This window comes from Mycobacterium sp. SP-6446 (genome assembly GCF_001954045.1).
In the GTDB taxonomy this organism is placed as follows: domain Bacteria; phylum Actinomycetota; class Actinomycetes; order Mycobacteriales; family Mycobacteriaceae; genus Mycobacterium.
The window spans coordinates 25,225-42,058 of sequence record NZ_MBEM01000091.1 but is presented as its reverse complement, the minus strand read 5'-3'; the positions used below and the strand labels follow the sequence as shown (position 1 = coordinate 42,058).

Here is a 16,834-nt window from a genome sequence, read left to right as displayed (position 1 = left end):
CTAGACAGCAGAGTTCAGATTTCGGACCCGCGTATGCCCGGTTACCGACGCCATCGTCGTAACCGGCGCACCGCCGCCCCGGCCGCGGCGGCAAACGCCGCCGTTGCGGTACCGCCGAGGAGGCCGTGGTGTTGGGAACCCCACAGTTGGAAACTGCGGTTGGTGGATGTGTCGTCGAAAATGCCGTGTGCGCCGTAGTCCCGGCCTTCGCTGCCGTCCGCGGGCTCCCACAGGTTGGCTGGCTGGTCGGCCGGTCGGGGATCCTCCGTCTGCTGCGAGTCGAAGCCGGTGCGGGCGAGGTAGCGATCCAGCAGGCCCGGCGCTATCGCGTTGGCGGCCAGGGTTCCGACGGTGCTGCCGCCCACCCAATACTCGCGTCGTTGCGGATGGTCCGCGGCGTAGAGCACGGCTTGCGCGGGGATTTCGGGCTGATAGATCGGCGGAACCGGCTGCGCCTGCTTGGGTAAGCGCGACAGCACCCAGGAGAACTGCGGGGTGTTGACCGCCGGCATCTGAACCATGGTGACGCGGACGTTGCTGTGTTCATGCAGCAGCTCGCATCGCAGCGCCTCGTTGAAGCCCTGTGTCGCGTGCTTGGCACCGCAGTAGGCGCTTTGCAGCGGGATGCCGCGATAGGCAAGCGCGGACCCGACCTGCACAATGGTGCCGGCGTCGCGGGGCCTCATCCGCTTCAATGCGGCCATGGTGCAGTACACGAAGCCCAGGTAGGTCACCTCGGTCACGCGCCGGAACTCCGCGGGCGTGATTTCCCAGAACGGGGCAAAAACCGAAGTGAATGCGACGTTCACCCAGACGTCGATGGGCCCGAAGGTCCGCTCGACCTCCTCGGCGGCGGCCTCGCACTGCTCCGGGTCGGCGACGTCGGTGGGTATCACGCACGCTTTGCCGCCGGCGGCTTCGACGTCGCGGGCCGCGGCGCTCAGTCCCTTCTCGCCGCGGGCTACCAGGCCGACGTGCGCGCCCCGCGCTCCGAATGCCGTGGCGGTGGCGCGCCCGATCCCCCCGCTGGCGCCAGTCACCACGACGGTCTGATTCGCGGTCCGGTTCGAGCGCGCGGCTTTAACACTCCCCACGGATCACGTCATACCCGGATTTTTCGTCGTTATGCGTCGCCGACCCGATTTTTTACGACAACGGTTGTGGAATCGCGTGGCGGCTCGCCAGCTCACGCGCTCTTGGGCAGGGCCGCCAAACCAGATGCGCTGTCGCCCTTGGCTACTCGGCGAATCAGCGCGCGGGTGGCCCGCTCCAGGATTTCCTGGACCGCCTCGGGTCGGCGGGCGCGAGCGGCGCGGCCGGCAGCCGCGGCGATGGTCTGCCCCTGCCGGTAGCCGGTGACGACGCGCGGATCTACATAGGAGCCGCGGGCCACCGCCGGCGTATTGCCCAGTTCCTCGGCGACCTCCCGCATGACCGCGGCCTCGACGCGCTTGGCCACCCGCTGCGAGACGGCAGGGTCAGCGTCGGCGAACGCCGCGGCGGCCAGTACCGTCCCATGCCAGGTCCGCAGATCCTTGACGGTGTATTCGTCGCCGACGAGCTCCTTGAACCGGGCGTTGAGGTCGTCGGCGCGCACGTCTATCCATCCGGATGCGCTACGGCACACCAGCAATCGCTCGGTTCGCTCGGTGCGGCGCGTCAGTGCCCGCACCGCACGGACCACCGCGGGGTCCTCGATTTCCAGGGTTCGCCGCACCCCGCTTTTGGCGGGGTAGTCGAATTCGACCGCCTCGCGACGCACCGTCACGTGCTCGCACAACAGGGTGGCGATCCCGTAGGACTCGTGCTCCTCGGCGTACTGCTCGCCGCCGGCCCGAAAGTAGCCACGATCAAGCAGGCGCAGGGCGAGAGCCAGCACCCGCTCACGCGTCAGCCCCCGACCCGCGAGGTCCGCGGCCACACGCTCGCGCCAGGCCGGCAACTGCGTGGACAGTTCCAGGACGCGGTCGAACTTCTCCTCGGCACGTTCCTGCTGCCAGGCCGTGTGGTAGAGATACTGGCGGCGGCCGGCGGCGTCGGTGCCCACGGCCTGTATATGGCCGTTGGGGTGCGGTGAGATCCACACTTTCTTCCACGCCGGCGGGATCACGAGGTCTTTGATCCGCTGCAGGGTGCGCTCGTCAGTCAGCGGCTCGCCATCCGTCCCGAAGTAGGCGAAACCCTTGCCGCGGCGCTTACGCGTAATCCCCGGCTTACTGAGCTCGCTGCGACGCAGCCGCATCCTGGCCTCCAGTCGCCGTCCAGTCCCGTTGTCTGGCTGGACAATTACCCACCCGGCGAGCTGTTCACACGGGGTCGGTTTAGCGGTGACGCAGAACGACCCGCCACAGGGGTGGTGGCGGGTCGTTTCTGGGAGCGTCAGCCGGCCATGAACTCCTGATAGGCCGACTCCAGATTCGGCGGTAGCGCCGTCACGCTGCACTGGCGCTCGGTGTCGCCGATCGGTGCCAGGATGCCGCGCAGGTCGTAGTACTCCTGCGGGTGCGCGGTGAAGTAGTTGCGCAGGTTGGATGCGGCCTGCGCGCGTGGCTGCCCGTAAGCGGCCATGACCACCTGGTTAGCGCCCGGATGCCCGGCCAGGTATTGCTGGGCCGAGTCCGTGACCGAGGAGACCGTGGCGTTGACGCCGGCGGGGCTGCAGTCGGGCGCTGCGGCCGCCGACGGTGCGGCGGCGATACTTGCGGCCATGCTCGCGGCCACGCCCCCGAGCAGACAGCCGGCGCTGATACCGGCCGCTCTGCGGCGCGCGACCAGGCGCGTGACCCGGCGCGTGACCCGGCGCGTGAGATTACTGCTGATTTTCATGATCGGTGATCGTCCTTCGAATTCTCGCGTTGATTTCTCGTTGCTTCGATTTCTCGTTGCTTCGATTTCTCGTTGCTTCGCGCGGGGCTCCCGAGGCCCGAAATCCAAAGTAGCCGAAGCGAGTAGGCCCGATGTCGACGCACAATCAACGCCGATCGCTTCCTTTCACCCGGCTGTGTGATTAGACGGATCAGACGGACAAATTGATGCTGATGTGCTAAGCGAATGGCCAAACTCTCAGACAAACCGCGGTCTTCTTAGCGGATCGTGATCTCGATCGTAATAAAGCTGTGACCCGAATCGGCTGTAGTGTTTTGCTCCGCTAGGCGTTGACCGAACCCTTCGCCGCGCCATCCGTTGCCATCGTGTCCAGCCACGTTTCGATGTCGGGGCCGAGAACCATCGCGTGGTTCGGTGCCAGCAACGCGCCGCCGGCCAGGGCCGTCAGGGCCGGTTGCACGGTGCGCACGGGACGGTCATCGCCCTGCGATGCGAGCAGTTTCGACGTGAGTTCGGGAAGTCGGATGTCTTGCGGGCCGGTGATGGTTCGCGGTGCGCGGGTTTGACCCAGAGCGGCCTCGACCAGCACATCGGCGACGGTGTCGGCGGCGATGGGTTGTATCAGCCAGTCCTCGACCAGCACCTCGTCGTCCTCGCAGCTCACGGCCGCTGGGTGGGTGGCGAACTCGTGGTACTGCGTGGACTTCACGATCGTCGCCGGCACTGGACCGTCCAGCACGATCTCCTTGGCCGCGCGTTTGGCCACGTAGTAGGGGGACGCATCGAGCGTGGGGTCGTCGATGCCGGCAAGCGTCAACGCCACCAGCCGCTGGACTCCTTGCAAGGCGCACGCACCGATCAGGTTGTGCGACGCGGTCGCCAGGGCGTCGATGATGTCGCCGTCATCGCCATCCGGCACCGGATCGGACACGTCGATGACGACGTCGACTCCCTCAAGCGCCTCGGCCAGACCGCACCCGGAGATCAGGTCGACGCCGTGGGCGCGGGCGAGCTCGATCACCGCGACACCGCGGCCTTTCAGCCTGGCGGTGACGCGGGACCCGGCCGTGCCGGTCGCTCCGATGACGGCGACGTTGGTCGTTTCACACCCCCTTCGTTGGCTCACGGCTTGTACCCCGGATTAGGGCATTCAAACAGGGCTCCGCGGATAAATTTCGCCGCTTGTCCGCCGGAGTGCTAGCCGCGCAACTTGATTCGTTGGGGGACTCCAGTGACTCGTGACACCTGCGGGTCGACCAGGCGAAATTGTTCGCGATGCGGTGGGCGCGTTTGGCGGGCCGCGGCGCGGGAAGCCGATATACGCGGACGCGTTGATTAGCCCGGCAGCTAACGCACCGAGGAGCCAAAGAAGGCCGCGGTGCGTGCCAGCTGATCAGGCCGATCCGCATCCAGATGGGCGCAAGCTCAGCAACCACCGAAAGGGAGGTCGAAACATGGGCGATCACAAGAGCGGAGCACAAGAAGCCGTCAAGGGCGCCGTTGAAGGCGTTAAGGGTAAGGCGAAAGAGGTTGGCGGAACCCTGGCCGGCCGCGACGACGTCGTCGAAGAGGGTCAGGCGCAGCAAGACAAGGCCGACGCCCAGCGCGATGCGGGCAAGAAGGAAGCCGAAGCCGAATCCGCCCGCGCCGGCGCAAAGGCCGCCGAGGAACGGCAAAAGGAAAACCAGTAGTTTCGAACGAACGAGAGGCCCGGTTCCGTTGGGGGACCGGGCCTCTTCGTTTTGTGGACTTTCGTTTCGTGAACGGCTGCGCTCAAACGGCTGCGTTTCAAACGGTTTTGCCGGGCTATCCCGGCAAAATGAGCATGGGCGACCGGGTGGCGCGCATTGTCGCTTTTCTGCGTGCCGGTTACCCGAGCGGGACGCCGGCCGTGGGTTATGTGCCGCTGCTGGCCCTGCTGCCGCGACGAGCATCGGACGACGAGATCCGGTCTGTCATAAGTAAATTCGCGCCAGAACCGCGACCCGTCGGTAGCGCCGATTTCCGGGTCGATGTCGGGGTGGAGATCACCAGGGTCACCAACGAGATGCCGTTACCGGACGACATCGACCGCGTTCAACGCGGACTCACCGCGATCTGAGGTCGACCACCAGTGGGCGATGGTCGGATATCGGCATCAGCTCCGCCTCGGCGGCATCGGCCCGCAAGCGATTGTCGTCGGTAAGGATGTGGTCGAGCTGGCGGCCGGGCGCATCCGCGGGAAAGGTCGGGGCCACCGCCAACGTCCGCATTCCCGACCAACGCCGGACTGCCTGGGGCGTCATGTTCAGGTCTCCCATCAGCAGCCGCGGACCGGGAAAGCCGCGCAGGTCGCGGATCAGCCGGCGCAGCTGACGCCGATTCCAGCCGGGTACGAAAGGCAAGTGCGTGTTGGCCACCGTCAGAGCGCCCCGCGGGGTGCGCAGCCGTGCGATGACCGCCGCCCGCGGTTCTTCATCGACGATCATCACCCGCCTGGGTCCCGGCAGGTACATGGGAAAGCGCATCGGAATCCGCGGCAGGCGCAGCACCTGCCAGCTGTCCACCGGATACCTTGACAGCAGGGCGATTCCGTATGCCGCGGTCCCGGGTTGTTCGCGGCCCGTGGCGGCCATCCAGGTCGCCCCAGGGGTGCCCGAGATAGCGGCGACAAACCGGTGCTCCACCGCTCCCATCGCTTGGGCCGCCACCGCGGTGAGGTCGGCCCGCTCCGAGCGCGGCTGCTCGAAGTCGACCTCCTGCAACGCCAACACGTCGGGATCAAGCCGGCGCACGCAGTCGCGTAGCCGTTGCGGATCAACGCCATCGCCGACCGTGCGACCATGCAGGATGTTGAAGGTCGCTACGCGCATAGGTCCTTGATGCTGTCACCGGCACATCGGTCCCTGGTGCCGTCACTTGCACATCGCGCGTTCATCGGAACACCAGTTCCCCGACCGCCAGGAGCCGCGCGAGGACGAATGCCGGCAATACGGGTGCCGAGTCTGCGTTTCCCGCCTGGAGTTGGCTGCGAAAGCAATGCGCCGCAAGGCGTTTACGGCTGAGAGCCCACGCGGGCACGGGCACCGAATATGCCCGGTTCCACGGCACCGCAGGATCGGCGGGGTTAGCCCAGTGCCACATCCAGACCGGATACTCCAGCAGCGTGGCACCCGTGCGCGCACACGCCGCCGCGGCAGCGCGCCCGGCTGCCTCGTGGTCGGGGTGGCCGTCGCCGCGCCACGTGGCGGCACACCATGTCCCGGGTCGGGCATCGAGGAGGATGTTGACCAGCGTCTCGGTGAGCCCGCCCTCGTGGTCGGCGATACGGCCGTCGGGCAGGCCCAGTGATATCGGCGGAGGGAGCCCCAAAATGCCCGTTGCCCTGCGTAATTCGTATTTCTGTATCGCTGCCAGACGGAGCCGTTCGGACCGCGACGCGTCGGGCCGGACTGCGCCGCCGTCGCTGACCGACACCACCTGGACGTCGGTGCCCGAGGCGGCCAATTGCGCGATGGTTGCGCCCAGGCCGAGCGTCTCATCGTCGGGATGGGGTGCGACGACGATAAGGCCGGGGCATTCGGTCAGATCCAGTGGCGGCGGGGCACCCCGGTCGAGGGCAGCCAGCCAGATTGGCACCGGGGTGCCGCCGCGGGTCAGCGGCCTGGCGGCAAACCGCGTGCAATTGCTTGTCGCAATGGTCGTCACGGTCGCTCTCACGTGGTCCTCACCTGGTCGTCGGTCGTTCCCCAGCGGTGGTCGCCGGCGAGTCGTCCGAGCTCGGCAAGATCTCGCTCGGCGTGACTCTGTCGGATATAGATGCTCAAATCGGCCACCCGTTGGGCGTGCCGGCCGTCCTGACACAGCGGGCCCGGTCCCAGGGCGCGCCCGGTGCGGGTGATGGCTTCGTCGGCCGCGTGTTCGACGATGCTTCGCACGCGGCGGGCCAGCAGTTGTGCGGTGCCGGCCCGGTCGAATGGGTCGTCGTCGATCTGGGCTGCCGCGGTGGCCAGCATTGCGTCGCCGGCGGCCAGTGCGGCGTCCACCGCACCCAGATGGGCCAGTGAGTAGGCGTCAGCCGATTTGCTTCCGGCGCAACGGTATAGCGGTTCGGCGACCCGGCGCGCGCCGCCGAGCCAGCACGCGGCCACGCCGATCGCGGCGTGCCAGAAGCCGGGGCGGTTCTGGTAGTCACCGGGGTCGCCCACCGCGACGGCGTGGGCGTTGGTGAACTGGACCGGCCGGGTGTCGCTGCCGGCCATCCCGGCGTTCCACCACGTGCTGGGCAGCGCTTTGACGGCATGGTCGAGGACCGCTACCGCGAACAGTCCCCGCCTTCCGTCGTCGAGGCGCGCGGTCACGAGCGCATTGGTGCAGAACCCTGCTCCCTGGCACCACACCTTGGTGCCGTTCAGCGTGAACGCCCCGCGGCTGATCTTGGTGGCCGTCAGCACCGCGTCGGGGGATTCGGCCGCCCAGACGGCCCATAGCTGGCCCGATTCCGGTGGCTTGCCGCCCAATTCGTCCAATATTGCGACGGCGTCGACGTGGGTCTCGGCGATCCGGGCCGCCGCGATGTCCTCTTCGGCGAGGCCCGCCAGGCCTTGCCAGCGCTCAGCGGTACGGCCCGACGCGGGCAGCGGCAACTCGAGTCGTCCCGACTCCAGCCAGTGCTGCACGAGGCCCGCAGTCACGCGCGGTCACCCGACGCCGATCTTTGCACTGACATACCTGGTCGATTGCCCATTTGGCCGACGCTTAAACGACGCTTAAACGGCGCTTAGACGGGTTGCGGACGCTGGCCGGCGGGTATCACCTATCCACGATGAACCCCATTCAGACGGATGCCGTTCAGACTGGCGCACACGTGTCCGCCGACTGTGCGCGGTTGCGCGAGGCGCTGCGTGGCGCGGCGTCGGCACTCAAAGAGAATGGGCCGCGTTTCGCGCTGGCGGGCAGCTACGCGCTATGGGCATACGGCGCACCCGAACCCAGCCACGATGTGGATCTGGTGGTCGCCGAGGCCGATGCGGCGGCCGCCGTCGCGACCTTGAACGACGCCGGATTCGCCGTCGAACACCCGCCGGAGGACTGGCTGTTCAAGGCCCGCACCGGAGGCACGGTCGTGGATGTGTTGCACCGGGTGAACGGCGTGCCGGTGGATCGGGCCACCCTGGACTGCGCCGAGCAGCGCGACGTGTTGGCGATATCGATGCCGGTGCTGCCGCCGACCCTGGTGGTTATCCAGAAGTTGCGCGCGCTCAACGAGCACCACTGCGATTTCGCGAAGCTGCTGCCGGCCGTGCGGGCGATCCGCGAACGGCTGGACTGGGATCGCATCAGATCACGGACCGCCGACAACGACTACGCGGTCGCATTCTTGGTGCTGGCCGAGCGGCTGGGGCTCACCGACTAGATTCGACTAGATCTCAGCGACTCAGCCGCGGACTCAGTGGTTACGCAGCTTGGCGACCAGTTTGTCCTTCGTCAGGCCCGAATACCCCGACATACCAAGCTCTTTGGCCCGCTTCTTCAATTCCGGTACCGTCCAGTCGGCGTAGGACCCGGACTTGCCGCCCTTGCGGCCCACCGACGACTTGCCCCGGCTGGCGGCCGCGTTGGAGATCCGCGCGGCTTTCTCTTTGGAGTCGCCCTGTTTGCGTAGCTCCTGGTACATCTTTTCGTTCTTGATCGACGATCTGGGCACGATAAACCTCCTGTGCTATGCGGGGACGGGGTCCGTCTGTCGTTGCCAGCAGCGGTGTTGGGCCAGGGCTGCGGCGAATTCGTCGACGAACTCCTCGGGAAATTCGTCGGCGGCCGCCGTGGTGGTCACGACGGCTTGATCGCTCACGACGCTGTTGTCATCCGCGGGGTTGTCATCGGCGAGCCGGTTCTCAATGTTCGCCGCGCGGAGCAGGTCGATGCCGGCGCCGAACGCACCCACCGGCTTGAGGTGCTTGTATGCCTCGACCACGAAGTGCACGGCGTACCCGTCGTTGGCGAGGGTCGACACCGAGCGCGGTCCGCAGGCCACCACGACGGCGTCGTACAGGACGGACGCCATGGTGGTGAAAGCGCGGTCGACGGGAAGTTCGCCGCCCGATCCGCCCTCCAAAGTTCCGCCGGCAACCGGGGCCAGCACTTCAACCATCGCGCCGCGCTGCTGCATGAGCTCCTTAAAGCGCTGCGTCCCGACGACGTCCACGCCGTCGGCGGCCAGCACCGCGATCTTGCGCGAGGCGATCGTGTCGGGAACGTCGGTGAGCTGGGACAGCGCCGGCGACTCCGGCACGTCGTCGACCTGCTGGCGCTCCGGCTCGGGGAGCCCGAGCTTGGCCGCGACCTGCCCCGCCAGCTCGTGATCGATGTGGGCGAGTTGGCCCACCACCGCCGACCGGATGTCGGGGACCTCGACCTTGCCGAGTTCAAAGGCGAACGCGGCGACGATGTGTTCGGCCTCGACCGCCGACATGCTCTTCCAGAACATTCGCGCCTGACTGTAGTGATTTTCAAAAGACTTGGCGCGCTTGCGCATCGCGGCGCCGTCCATTCGCTGGGTGTAGTGCCGGAAGACGTCGTCATTGGCCAGCGCGGGACACCCGCTACCCAAGGTGTTCTTGTAGTAGCTCGATCGGCCCTGTGGGATCCTGTGCTGACCGTAGCCGTCCTGCTGGTTATTGAGCACCTCGGCTACCGGCCGATTGACCGGCAGTTGCGCAAAATTGGGACCGCCGAGACGGATCAGCTGGGTGTCGAGGTAGGAGAAGTTGCGGAACTGCAACAACGGATCGTTGGTGAAGTCGATCCCCGGTACCACGTTCGCGGTGTGAAACGCCACCTGTTCGGTTTCGGCGAAAAAGTTGTCCGGGTTGCGGTTCAGCACCATCTTCCCCACGGGGCGAACCGGAACCTGTTCCTCGGGAATGATTTTCGTGGCGTCGAGAAGGTCGAAGTCGAACTTGAACTCGTCGGCCTCGGCCACGAGCTGCACACCGAGTTCCCATTCCGGGTACTGGCCCGACTCGATGGCCTCCCACAGGTCGCGGCGGTTGTAATCGGGGTCTTTGCCGGCGACCTTCTGACATTCATCCCAGATCAATGAGTGCACGCCGAGCCGCGGCTTCCAATGGAACTTCACGAAAGTGCCTTCACCGCTGGCGTTTACCAGCCGGAACGTGTGCACTCCGAAGCCCTGCATCATCCGGTAGCTGCGCGGTAGCGCCCGGTCCGACATCAGCCACATGATCGTGTGCAGCGTTTCGGGCTGCAGCGAGACGAAGTCCCACAACGTGTCGTGCGCCGACTGCGCCTGCGGAATCTCGTTGTGCGGCTCGGGTTTGACGGCGTGCACGAAGTCGGGAAACTTGATCCCATCCTGGATGAAGAAGACCGGAAAGTTGTTTCCGACAAGATCGTAATTGCCTTGTGCTGTATAGAATTTGGTGGCAAAGCCGCGCACGTCGCGGACGGTGTCGGCCGAACCGCGCGACCCGGCCACCGTCGAGAAGCGGACGAAGACCGGGGTCTGGGTTCCGGGTGTGGCCAGAAATTTCGCCGCGGTGTACTCGGCCAGCCAGTCGTCGTACGGTTCGAAGAAGCCGTACGCGCCGGCGCCCCGCGCGTGCACCACTCGCTCCGGTATGCGCTCGTGGTCGAAGTGGGTGATCTTCTCCCGGGCGTGGAAATCCTCCAGCAGCGTCGGTCCCCGCTCGCCGACCGTCAGCGAGTCATCGGTGTCGTCGACGCGGACACCCTGCTGGGTGGTCAGGTATCCGGTATCGCGACGGAAGCGGGACGGTTCCAGATCGCGCTGCTTCGGATCGGACATGTGGTCGCTGCCCATGGGTTCCCTCCTGCCTCACGGCTACATCACGGCGCGGGCTATCCGGTTTTGGGTACCACTGATCAACCGGCGCAAACGGTGGCCCGCGCATCTGTCCACGCATCTATCCACCGGCTCCGCGGTTGCCTACCCTTGAGGGGGGTAGTCGAGAGTGGTGATACAGGCGACCGAGGTAAACGGCGACCTCAATGGCGTCAGTGGCGTAGTGGCGATCGGTGCATCGGCGGGGGGTGTCGAAGCACTGTCGAATCTGGCCGCCGGACTGCCGACCGATCTGCCCTACGCGTACTTGATGGCTTTGCACATTCCCCCCGGTGCACCGAGCATCCTCGCGCGCATCATCGACCGCAGTGGGCCGCTGCCCGCCGCGACGGCCGAGGACGGGGCGTGCCTGCAATCGGGACACATCTATGTCGCGCGCCCGGATCGCCATCTGCTGGTCGCCGACCATCGCGTGGTGCTGTCGCAGGGACCGACCGAGAACGGACATCGGCCGGCGATCAACGCATTGTTCCGCTCGGTTGCATTGGCGTTCGGTCCCCGTGTCGTCGGGATCCTCATGTCTGGTGTGCTCGACGACGGTGTACTGGGGCTGGCAGCGATCCGCTCGCGCGGCGGCAAGACGATCGGCCAGTCGCTCGACGACGCACTTTTTCCGGCGCTGCCGGCCAAGGCGCGCGAAGCGGGCGTGCTGGACCACCTGGCGGCGGCGGCCGACATGGGCGAAATGCTCAAAAAGCTTTCGCAGCTTGAGATCAAGGAGCCGAACATGGAGCCCGACGCTCGGATGGAGCTCGAGAACCGCATCGCCATGACGCGCCGATTCTCCACCAACTTCGATACCCAGGAACTGGGTCCGGCATCGGGGTACACGTGCCCGGACTGCAACGGGTCGTTGGTTTCGATCGGCGAGGGTCACTTCCGCTGCCGCGTGGGTCACGCATGGACACCCGACTCGCTGCTGACCGCCCGCGACAACGAAGTCGAGAACGCGCTGTGGGTCGCCCTGCGCAGCTTGCAGGAAAAGGCGAGGCTGGCCAGGCAACTCGCCGACAACGTCGGGCACGGACCGCTCTACGCGCGGTATACCGCGCTGGCCGCGGAAACCGAAGGTGCCCTGACGGTCCTCGGCCAGCGGCTATCGGCCAGCGCCCCCCGGTCGGGTGATGTCGGTGACGCCGCGGGCTGAATTCACCGAGCCCATCAGGGTTGACGTGGAACGCTGCGACGACGTGGCCTACGTGACGGTCACCGGCGTGTTGGACGGCGCTACCTACCGTGGCTTGCGCGACGCCATCATCAAGGCCGCGCTCGACGAGCCCCGCGCCGTGATCGTCGACGTCAACAACTTATGGGTGCCATCCGGATCCGCGTGGTCGGTATTCACCAGTGCTCGCTGGCACGTCAGTGTCTGGCCGGATGTGCCGATCCTGGTGGTGTGCGAATCGCGGCGATCGGTGCGGGCCATCACCGCCACGGGCGTGTCGCGGTATGTCCCCGTGCACCCGACCCGGCAGTCGGCGCTGGACGCCGTCCGCGATCGGTCGTTACCCGTGCGGCGGCGGGCGCGCACCCAGCTTCCCGACAGCAGGATCAGTGTCGGCCTTGCCCGCGCGATGGTTACCGATTGGCTCACCAAGTGGGACAAGCGTGAGCTGATTCCGGCGGCGGCCACGGTAGCGACAGTCTTCGTCGAAAACGTCCTCGCCCACACCGACAGCGCGCCGGTCCTGATCGTCGAGTCCCACAAGGACAGCGTCACGGTCGCCGTCGAGGACGGCAGTGACCGGCAGGCGGCCCGGCACGAGGATCCCGATCGAGGCGCCGATATCGTGTCCGGGCTGGCGATCGTTTCCGCGCTGTGTCGTGCCTGGCGAAGCACACCGACGGCGTCGGGCAAGACGGTATGGGCCGTCGTCGGTCGCGAAAATAAGTTCTGACGTCGCGAGTAGTGTTCTAGTCCTCCGGCAGACGCTCTCTTCGAAACGGGACCGAATGGACGGCACCACTGACGAAGCCTTCGAGGCCTTGTTGCGCTACATGCGCGATTCCCGCGGCTTCGACTTCACCGGCTACAAGCGGACCTCGCTGATGCGGCGCGTCCGTCACCGGATGGATCAGGCCGGATACACCTCGTTCGAGGAATACCTCGACGTTTTGCAGGCCAGCTCGGACGAATTCGCCTCGCTGTTCAACACCATCCTCATCAACGTCACCGCGTTCTTCCGGGATCCGGAGGCGTGGGAATTCATCAGCGCCGAGGTCATCCCGCGGATGATGGCCGAGCGCGGCCCCGACGACCCGATTCGGGTGTGGAGCGCGGGATGCGCGTCCGGGCAGGAGGCCTACACGTTGGCGATGCTACTGGCGGAAGCGCTGGGTCCCGACGCGTTCCGGCAGCGGGTCAAGATCTACGCCACGGACATCGACGAGGAGGCGCTCGCCGAGGCGCGCACTGCCTCCTACGACTCCAGGGCCGTCGAGTCGGTGCCGCAGGATCTGTTGGCGCGCTATTTCGAGCAGCTCAACGGCCGCTACATATTTCACAAAGATTTGCGCCGCGCGGTGATATTCGGTCGCAACGACCTCGTCAAGGACGCGCCGATCTCCCGCGTCGACTTGCTGGTATGCCGTAATACCCTGATGTACCTCAATGCGGAGACACAACGAAACGTCTTGGGGCGCCTACATTTTGCGCTGGGACCACAGGGCACGCTCTTTCTCGGCCACGCCGAGATGCTGCTGAGCCACGGTGACCGGTTTACCCCGCTGGACCTGAAGAACCGGATCTTTCGCAAGGCAGCGGGGACCCACAACGGGCTAGAACGCTACGATCCGGCCGCGGCATTCTACGACCGGCACGGCGAGCTACCGGGCCTGACCACGGTGCGCGACTTGGCGTTTCGGGCCAGCCCGGTTGCGCAGATCGTGGTCACCGGCGAAGACACCGTGGCGATGATCAACCAGCAGGCGGAGAGCATCTTCGGCCTGTCGGCTCGGGACATCGGCCGGCTGCTGCGCGACCTGGAAGTGTCGTATCGTCCGGTCGAGCTGCGGGCCTACCTGGAGCAGGCCAAGGTGGAGCGGCGTTCGGCGCGGATCCCCGACGTCAAATGGCAACGGCCAGGCGCCGAAACGGTGTGGTTCGAGATCCATATCAACCCGCTCGTCGACGCCGAAAACGGCCTGCTCGGGGTTTCCATCGTGTTCTTCGACGTCACCGCGACGCGCGCGCTGCTGGACAAGGTCGTGCAGACCAACCGCCAGCTCGAGGCGGCCTACGAAGAGCTGCAATCCACCAACGAGGAGCTCGAGACGACCAACGAGGAATTGCAGTCCACCGTCGAGGAGCTCGAGACCACCAACGAGGAATTGCAGTCCACCAACGAAGAACTCGAGACGATGAACGAGGAGTTGCAGTCCACGAACGACGAACTGCACACCATCAACGAAACGCTGCGCGAACGCAGCGTGGAACTCGACGACGCCAAGAACTTCCTGGATTCGCTGATCAACTCCGTCCAGCTGGGAATGGTCGTGGTGGACCGGGAAATGAGGGTGGTCGTGTGGAACCGCGGGTGCGAGGACCTCTGGGGTCTGCGCGCCGACGAGACGACGGGGTCGAAATTGACAGGGCTGGACATCGGCTTGCCCATCGACACGGTGCGTCCGCTGATCGGCAACGCGTTTGTCGACTCCGATACCTCCAGCCAGACGGTGGTGGACGCGATCAACCGGCGCGGCCGCCCCGCGCAAGTACGCGTCACCTGCACGCCATTTCGATCAGCCGGGGGAGACGTCGGCGGGGCGCTGCTACTGATGGAGGTTGTGGGGTAGCCGCGCGGGACCGTCAGTGCCCGCGTCAGCGCCCCCACTCCGCCGCCGCGCGTGAGGCGGCCTGGTGCGCCAGTTGTGCGCGGCGCAACGACTCTTGGGCCCTGCGTCGCGCGATGGCCACAGTCTCCGCGCTGGGGCCGACGCCGGCGGACAGCTCCTCGCGTCTGCGCCGGAGTTCCATCGCACGCAGCCGGGCGGTTTCGGCGCGGGCGGCCGCGCTGTTGGGGGTCTGGCGTGTCTCGCTGCTGGGCGTCGGGTCGCTCTCTTGACTCGTTTCGGCAGCGTGGTCGACCCTGTCGGAGCCGCTACCCGAGCCACCTCGCCGGGGCAGCGGTGCGCCTCCGACGACGTCGGCCAGGACTGCACCGATCTCATGGATCGGTAGCACCAGGTCGGCGCCGGCTTCAGCCGCGGCCATCGGCATCGAGGGGTAGTCGGCGGTGTCGGGGCTCTGCGCGATCACGATGGCGCCGACTCGCTTCATCGCCGCCGTGCCCTCCGCCCCGTCGCGGCCGGAGCCCGACAACACCACGGCTAACCCCCGCGCACCATACGAGCGGGCCACCGAGGTCAGCAGCGCGTCGAAGGGCCGGTCGCCGCGCTCCCGCACTTTGTGCAGGCGGCAGGAACCGTCGGCCTCCAGCTCCATGTGCATTTCCGGCGGGCACACGATCACCTGCCCCGGTTCGAGCGGCTCGCCGTCGGACGCCCAGTCCACCCGATGCTCGGTTGACCTGGCCAGGATCGTGGGCAGCACACTGGCAGACCCGCCGAGATGCTGTTGCACGACGACCGCGGCGGGAAACTCGGGCGGCAGATCATGGAGCACCACGGACAACGCATCCAGGCCGCCAGCTGAGGCCAGCAGAACCACCAGCTCAACAGCCGTGGCTTGGGTCGCCATCTATCCAGTGTCCACCCATTAGCGGTCTACAGCAGTCCCGGCGGCGAAGCGCCCCTTCGGCCCCTTTTCCAGCCTGCGTTGTATCCACAATCCGAAGCGTGCGGGACAACAGACGAAGCACCAGGGACGCCGAGTTTCGTCGACAGCGGGTGCTGGGTACGGATTTATTGCGCGTGTGTTGGCGGGTCAACGGCGCCCGAAGGGATCCCCGAGCCCGGAAGGGAGTCTGCGGTGAAGATCGCGATCGTCGGAGGCGACGACTTCATCGGTGACGACACGAGGCGGCTGTGTACCGCGCTTGCGGCCCAGGGGGAGCACGCCACGGCCTACCTTCGGCAAGCGGATCGACCCACGGGAGAAGTCGGCGCCGATTGGGGCTATCGGGCCGTCGGGCTGAGGGTGGGCCCCGCGAGCGTGGGCAAAGATGCCGCCCTATTGCCATTCGTCGGTGAGTGGGCGGCCACACTCGAGCGGCTGTGGTCCGCGGATCGACCGGACATCGTGCACGCGTACGGATGGCTGGGCGGGCTGGCGGCTCAGCTGGCCGCACGGCGACAAAACCTACCGACCGTTCAGACGTTCGGGCCCCTGGTGTCGTGTCCGCAATCCGCCGGGGGCAAGCGCAAGGTAGCTCGGGTCACCGAGCGCGAACGTATCGAGCCGCTCTTGGCGCGCAATGCGAACTGGGTGACCGTCGAGAGCAGCGCCGACGTCTCCGCGCTGGCCAGGGTGCGGCATGGTCGGGCGCGGGTGTCCGTCCTGACGAGCGGCGTCGACGTCGAGCAGTACACCTCGGTGGGTCCGGTGCTGGGCCGCACCACCCTGCATCGTGTCCTATGTATGGCGCCGAACCCGTTGCCGGGCAACGGCTTCGACATCGCGATTGGCGCGATGCCAAGGGTTCCGGATACCGAGCTTGTCGTCGCGGAGACAGATATCACCGACCGTGTCACCGACCGTACCCACACCAAGGCGCGCAACGGTCTGAAACGTCTTGCCGCAGAATTGGGCGTGGCCGACCGGGTGCGCTTCGTCGGTACCGTGTCCGGTGCCGAGCTATCGATGATGGTGCGATCCGCCGATGTTCTCGCGTGCACACCTCGGCAGCCACCGCGGGCAGCGCCCGCGTTAGCGGCCATGGCCAGCGGGGTGGCGGTGGTCGCCTTGCCGGTCGGTGTCCTGGCCGACGTGGTCGTTGATTCAGTAACCGGGTTGATGTTGGACCACCCCAACGACTTGGCTGCGACGTTGAGAAGCCTTTTGGCACAAGAGTTTCGGTGCCAGAGTATGGGTGCGGCGGGTCGCTGCAGAGTATTGTCGCGCTTCACCTGGGACCGGGTCGCGCTCGACGCGCTGAACATATACCGGCAGCTCGGTTCCAAACAGTCGCCGACCCGATCGTTGCAGCCGACAGCCGTTCGGTGACGCGATGGGCGCTGCGC

General features: G+C 66.5%; 17 protein-coding genes. 7 read left to right on the top strand and 10 right to left on the bottom strand.

Annotated features, from left to right (window positions below; translation table 11 throughout):
* Positions 1–41: 41 nt before the first annotated feature.
* From A5736_RS07445 to A5736_RS07430, 4 genes are all read right to left on the bottom strand, one after another.
* Positions 42–1,094, bottom strand: coding sequence for an SDR family oxidoreductase (locus A5736_RS07445; RefSeq protein WP_076124111.1), 1,053 nt, complete (start codon positions 1,092–1,094; stop codon positions 42–44).
* A gap of 92 nt (positions 1,095–1,186) precedes the next feature.
* On the bottom strand, positions 1,187–2,242 hold the full coding sequence (locus A5736_RS07440; RefSeq protein WP_076124109.1) for a DNA topoisomerase IB: 1,056 nt from the start codon (positions 2,240–2,242) through the stop codon (positions 1,187–1,189).
* 137 nt (positions 2,243–2,379) lie between these two features.
* Positions 2,380–2,826 carry a heme-binding protein gene (locus A5736_RS07435; protein ID WP_076124107.1) on the bottom strand — a complete coding sequence of 149 codons (447 nt, stop codon included), beginning with the start codon at positions 2,824–2,826 and terminating at the stop codon, positions 2,380–2,382.
* A 322-nt stretch (positions 2,827–3,148) separates the two neighbouring features.
* Positions 3,149–3,952, bottom strand: a complete 804-nt coding sequence (locus tag A5736_RS07430) for an SDR family oxidoreductase (RefSeq protein WP_076124105.1) — start codon at positions 3,950–3,952, stop codon at positions 3,149–3,151.
* Positions 3,953–4,280: 328 nt separating this feature from the next.
* On the opposite strand from A5736_RS07430, the gene A5736_RS07425 reads away from it, so the two are divergent.
* Positions 4,281–4,517 (top strand): CsbD family protein, encoded by a 237-nt coding sequence (locus A5736_RS07425; RefSeq protein ID WP_076124102.1) that lies wholly within the window; start codon positions 4,281–4,283, stop codon positions 4,515–4,517.
* A gap of 128 nt (positions 4,518–4,645) precedes the next feature.
* The gene (locus A5736_RS07420) at positions 4,646–4,927 is read left to right on the top strand and encodes a DUF3349 domain-containing protein (RefSeq protein ID WP_076245402.1); all 282 of its coding nucleotides are present in this window, start codon (positions 4,646–4,648) and stop codon (positions 4,925–4,927) included.
* On the opposite strand, the gene A5736_RS07415 is transcribed toward A5736_RS07420, so the two are convergent.
* From A5736_RS07415 to A5736_RS07405, 3 genes are all read right to left on the bottom strand, one after another.
* Positions 4,914–5,678: an endonuclease/exonuclease/phosphatase family protein gene (locus A5736_RS07415; protein WP_076245388.1), complete on the bottom strand. Its 765-nt coding sequence runs from the start codon at positions 5,676–5,678 to the stop codon at positions 4,914–4,916. The genes A5736_RS07420 and A5736_RS07415 overlap by 14 nt on opposite strands.
* A 61-nt stretch (positions 5,679–5,739) precedes the next feature.
* Positions 5,740–6,513: a PIG-L deacetylase family protein gene (locus A5736_RS07410; RefSeq protein ID WP_076245386.1), complete on the bottom strand. Its 774-nt coding sequence runs from the start codon at positions 6,511–6,513 to the stop codon at positions 5,740–5,742.
* Positions 6,514–6,521: 8 nt separating this feature from the next.
* A complete protein-coding gene (locus tag A5736_RS07405; RefSeq protein WP_076124094.1) occupies positions 6,522–7,499 on the bottom strand; it encodes an acyl-CoA dehydrogenase in 978 nt (325 codons plus the stop codon).
* A 131-nt stretch (positions 7,500–7,630) separates the two neighbouring features.
* Here A5736_RS07405 and A5736_RS07400 point away from each other — a divergent pair, with 131 nt between their 5' ends.
* The gene (locus A5736_RS07400) at positions 7,631–8,221 is read left to right on the top strand and encodes a nucleotidyltransferase (protein WP_076124092.1); all 591 of its coding nucleotides are present in this window, start codon (positions 7,631–7,633) and stop codon (positions 8,219–8,221) included.
* Positions 8,222–8,254: 33 nt separating this feature from the next.
* On the opposite strand, the gene A5736_RS07395 is transcribed toward A5736_RS07400, so the two are convergent.
* On the bottom strand, positions 8,255–8,512 hold the full coding sequence (locus tag A5736_RS07395) for a Rho termination factor (protein ID WP_076124089.1): 258 nt from the start codon (positions 8,510–8,512) through the stop codon (positions 8,255–8,257).
* Positions 8,513–8,527: 15 nt separating this feature from the next.
* Positions 8,528–10,651 (bottom strand): catalase, encoded by a 2,124-nt coding sequence (locus A5736_RS07390; RefSeq protein WP_076245385.1) that lies wholly within the window; start codon positions 10,649–10,651, stop codon positions 8,528–8,530.
* A 151-nt stretch (positions 10,652–10,802) separates the two neighbouring features.
* On the opposite strand from A5736_RS07390, the gene A5736_RS07385 reads away from it, so the two are divergent.
* From A5736_RS07385 to A5736_RS07375, 3 genes are read left to right on the top strand one after another with little or no spacing between them, the layout of a single operon-like run.
* A complete protein-coding gene (locus A5736_RS07385; protein WP_076124083.1) occupies positions 10,803–11,840 on the top strand; it encodes a chemotaxis protein CheB in 1,038 nt (345 codons plus the stop codon).
* Entirely contained in the window at positions 11,824–12,591 is a 768-nt protein-coding gene (locus A5736_RS07380; RefSeq protein ID WP_369805059.1) for an STAS domain-containing protein, read from the top strand. Before A5736_RS07385 ends, A5736_RS07380 begins: the two co-directional genes overlap by 17 nt.
* A 55-nt stretch (positions 12,592–12,646) precedes the next feature.
* Positions 12,647–14,488, top strand: a complete 1,842-nt coding sequence (locus A5736_RS07375; RefSeq protein ID WP_076245383.1) for a CheR family methyltransferase — start codon at positions 12,647–12,649, stop codon at positions 14,486–14,488.
* A gap of 25 nt (positions 14,489–14,513) precedes the next feature.
* On the opposite strand, the gene A5736_RS07370 is transcribed toward A5736_RS07375, so the two are convergent.
* Positions 14,514–15,392, bottom strand: a complete 879-nt coding sequence (locus tag A5736_RS07370; protein ID WP_076245381.1) for a chemotaxis protein CheB — start codon at positions 15,390–15,392, stop codon at positions 14,514–14,516.
* Between the two features lie 231 nt (positions 15,393–15,623).
* Here A5736_RS07370 and A5736_RS07365 point away from each other — a divergent pair, with 231 nt between their 5' ends.
* Complete coding sequence (locus tag A5736_RS07365; RefSeq protein ID WP_076245380.1) at positions 15,624–16,817, top strand: glycosyltransferase; 1,194 nt, start codon at positions 15,624–15,626, stop codon at positions 16,815–16,817.
* The last annotated feature ends 17 nt before the right edge of the window (positions 16,818–16,834 follow it).

Excerpts from the sequence above, each read along its gene's own strand:
- A5736_RS07425 (WP_076124102.1), top strand. The coding sequence starts at position 4,281 with ATGGGCGATCACAAGAGCGGAGCACAAGAAGCCGTCAAGGGCGCCGTT.
- A5736_RS07415 (WP_076245388.1), bottom strand. The coding sequence starts at position 5,678 with ATGCGCGTAGCGACCTTCAACATCCTGCATGGTCGCACGGTCGGCGAT.
- A5736_RS07390 (WP_076245385.1), bottom strand. The coding sequence starts at position 10,651 with ATGGGCAGCGACCACATGTCCGATCCGAAGCAGCGCGATCTGGAACCG.
- A5736_RS07400 (WP_076124092.1), top strand. The coding sequence starts at position 7,631 with ATGAACCCCATTCAGACGGATGCCGTTCAGACTGGCGCACACGTGTCC.
- A5736_RS07420 (WP_076245402.1), top strand. The coding sequence starts at position 4,646 with ATGAGCATGGGCGACCGGGTGGCGCGCATTGTCGCTTTTCTGCGTGCC.
- A5736_RS07375 (WP_076245383.1), top strand. The coding sequence starts at position 12,647 with ATGGACGGCACCACTGACGAAGCCTTCGAGGCCTTGTTGCGCTACATG.
- A5736_RS07435 (WP_076124107.1), bottom strand. The coding sequence starts at position 2,826 with ATGAAAATCAGCAGTAATCTCACGCGCCGGGTCACGCGCCGGGTCACG.
- A5736_RS07440 (WP_076124109.1), bottom strand. The coding sequence starts at position 2,242 with ATGCGGCTGCGTCGCAGCGAGCTCAGTAAGCCGGGGATTACGCGTAAG.
- A5736_RS07370 (WP_076245381.1), bottom strand. The coding sequence starts at position 15,392 with ATGGCGACCCAAGCCACGGCTGTTGAGCTGGTGGTTCTGCTGGCCTCA.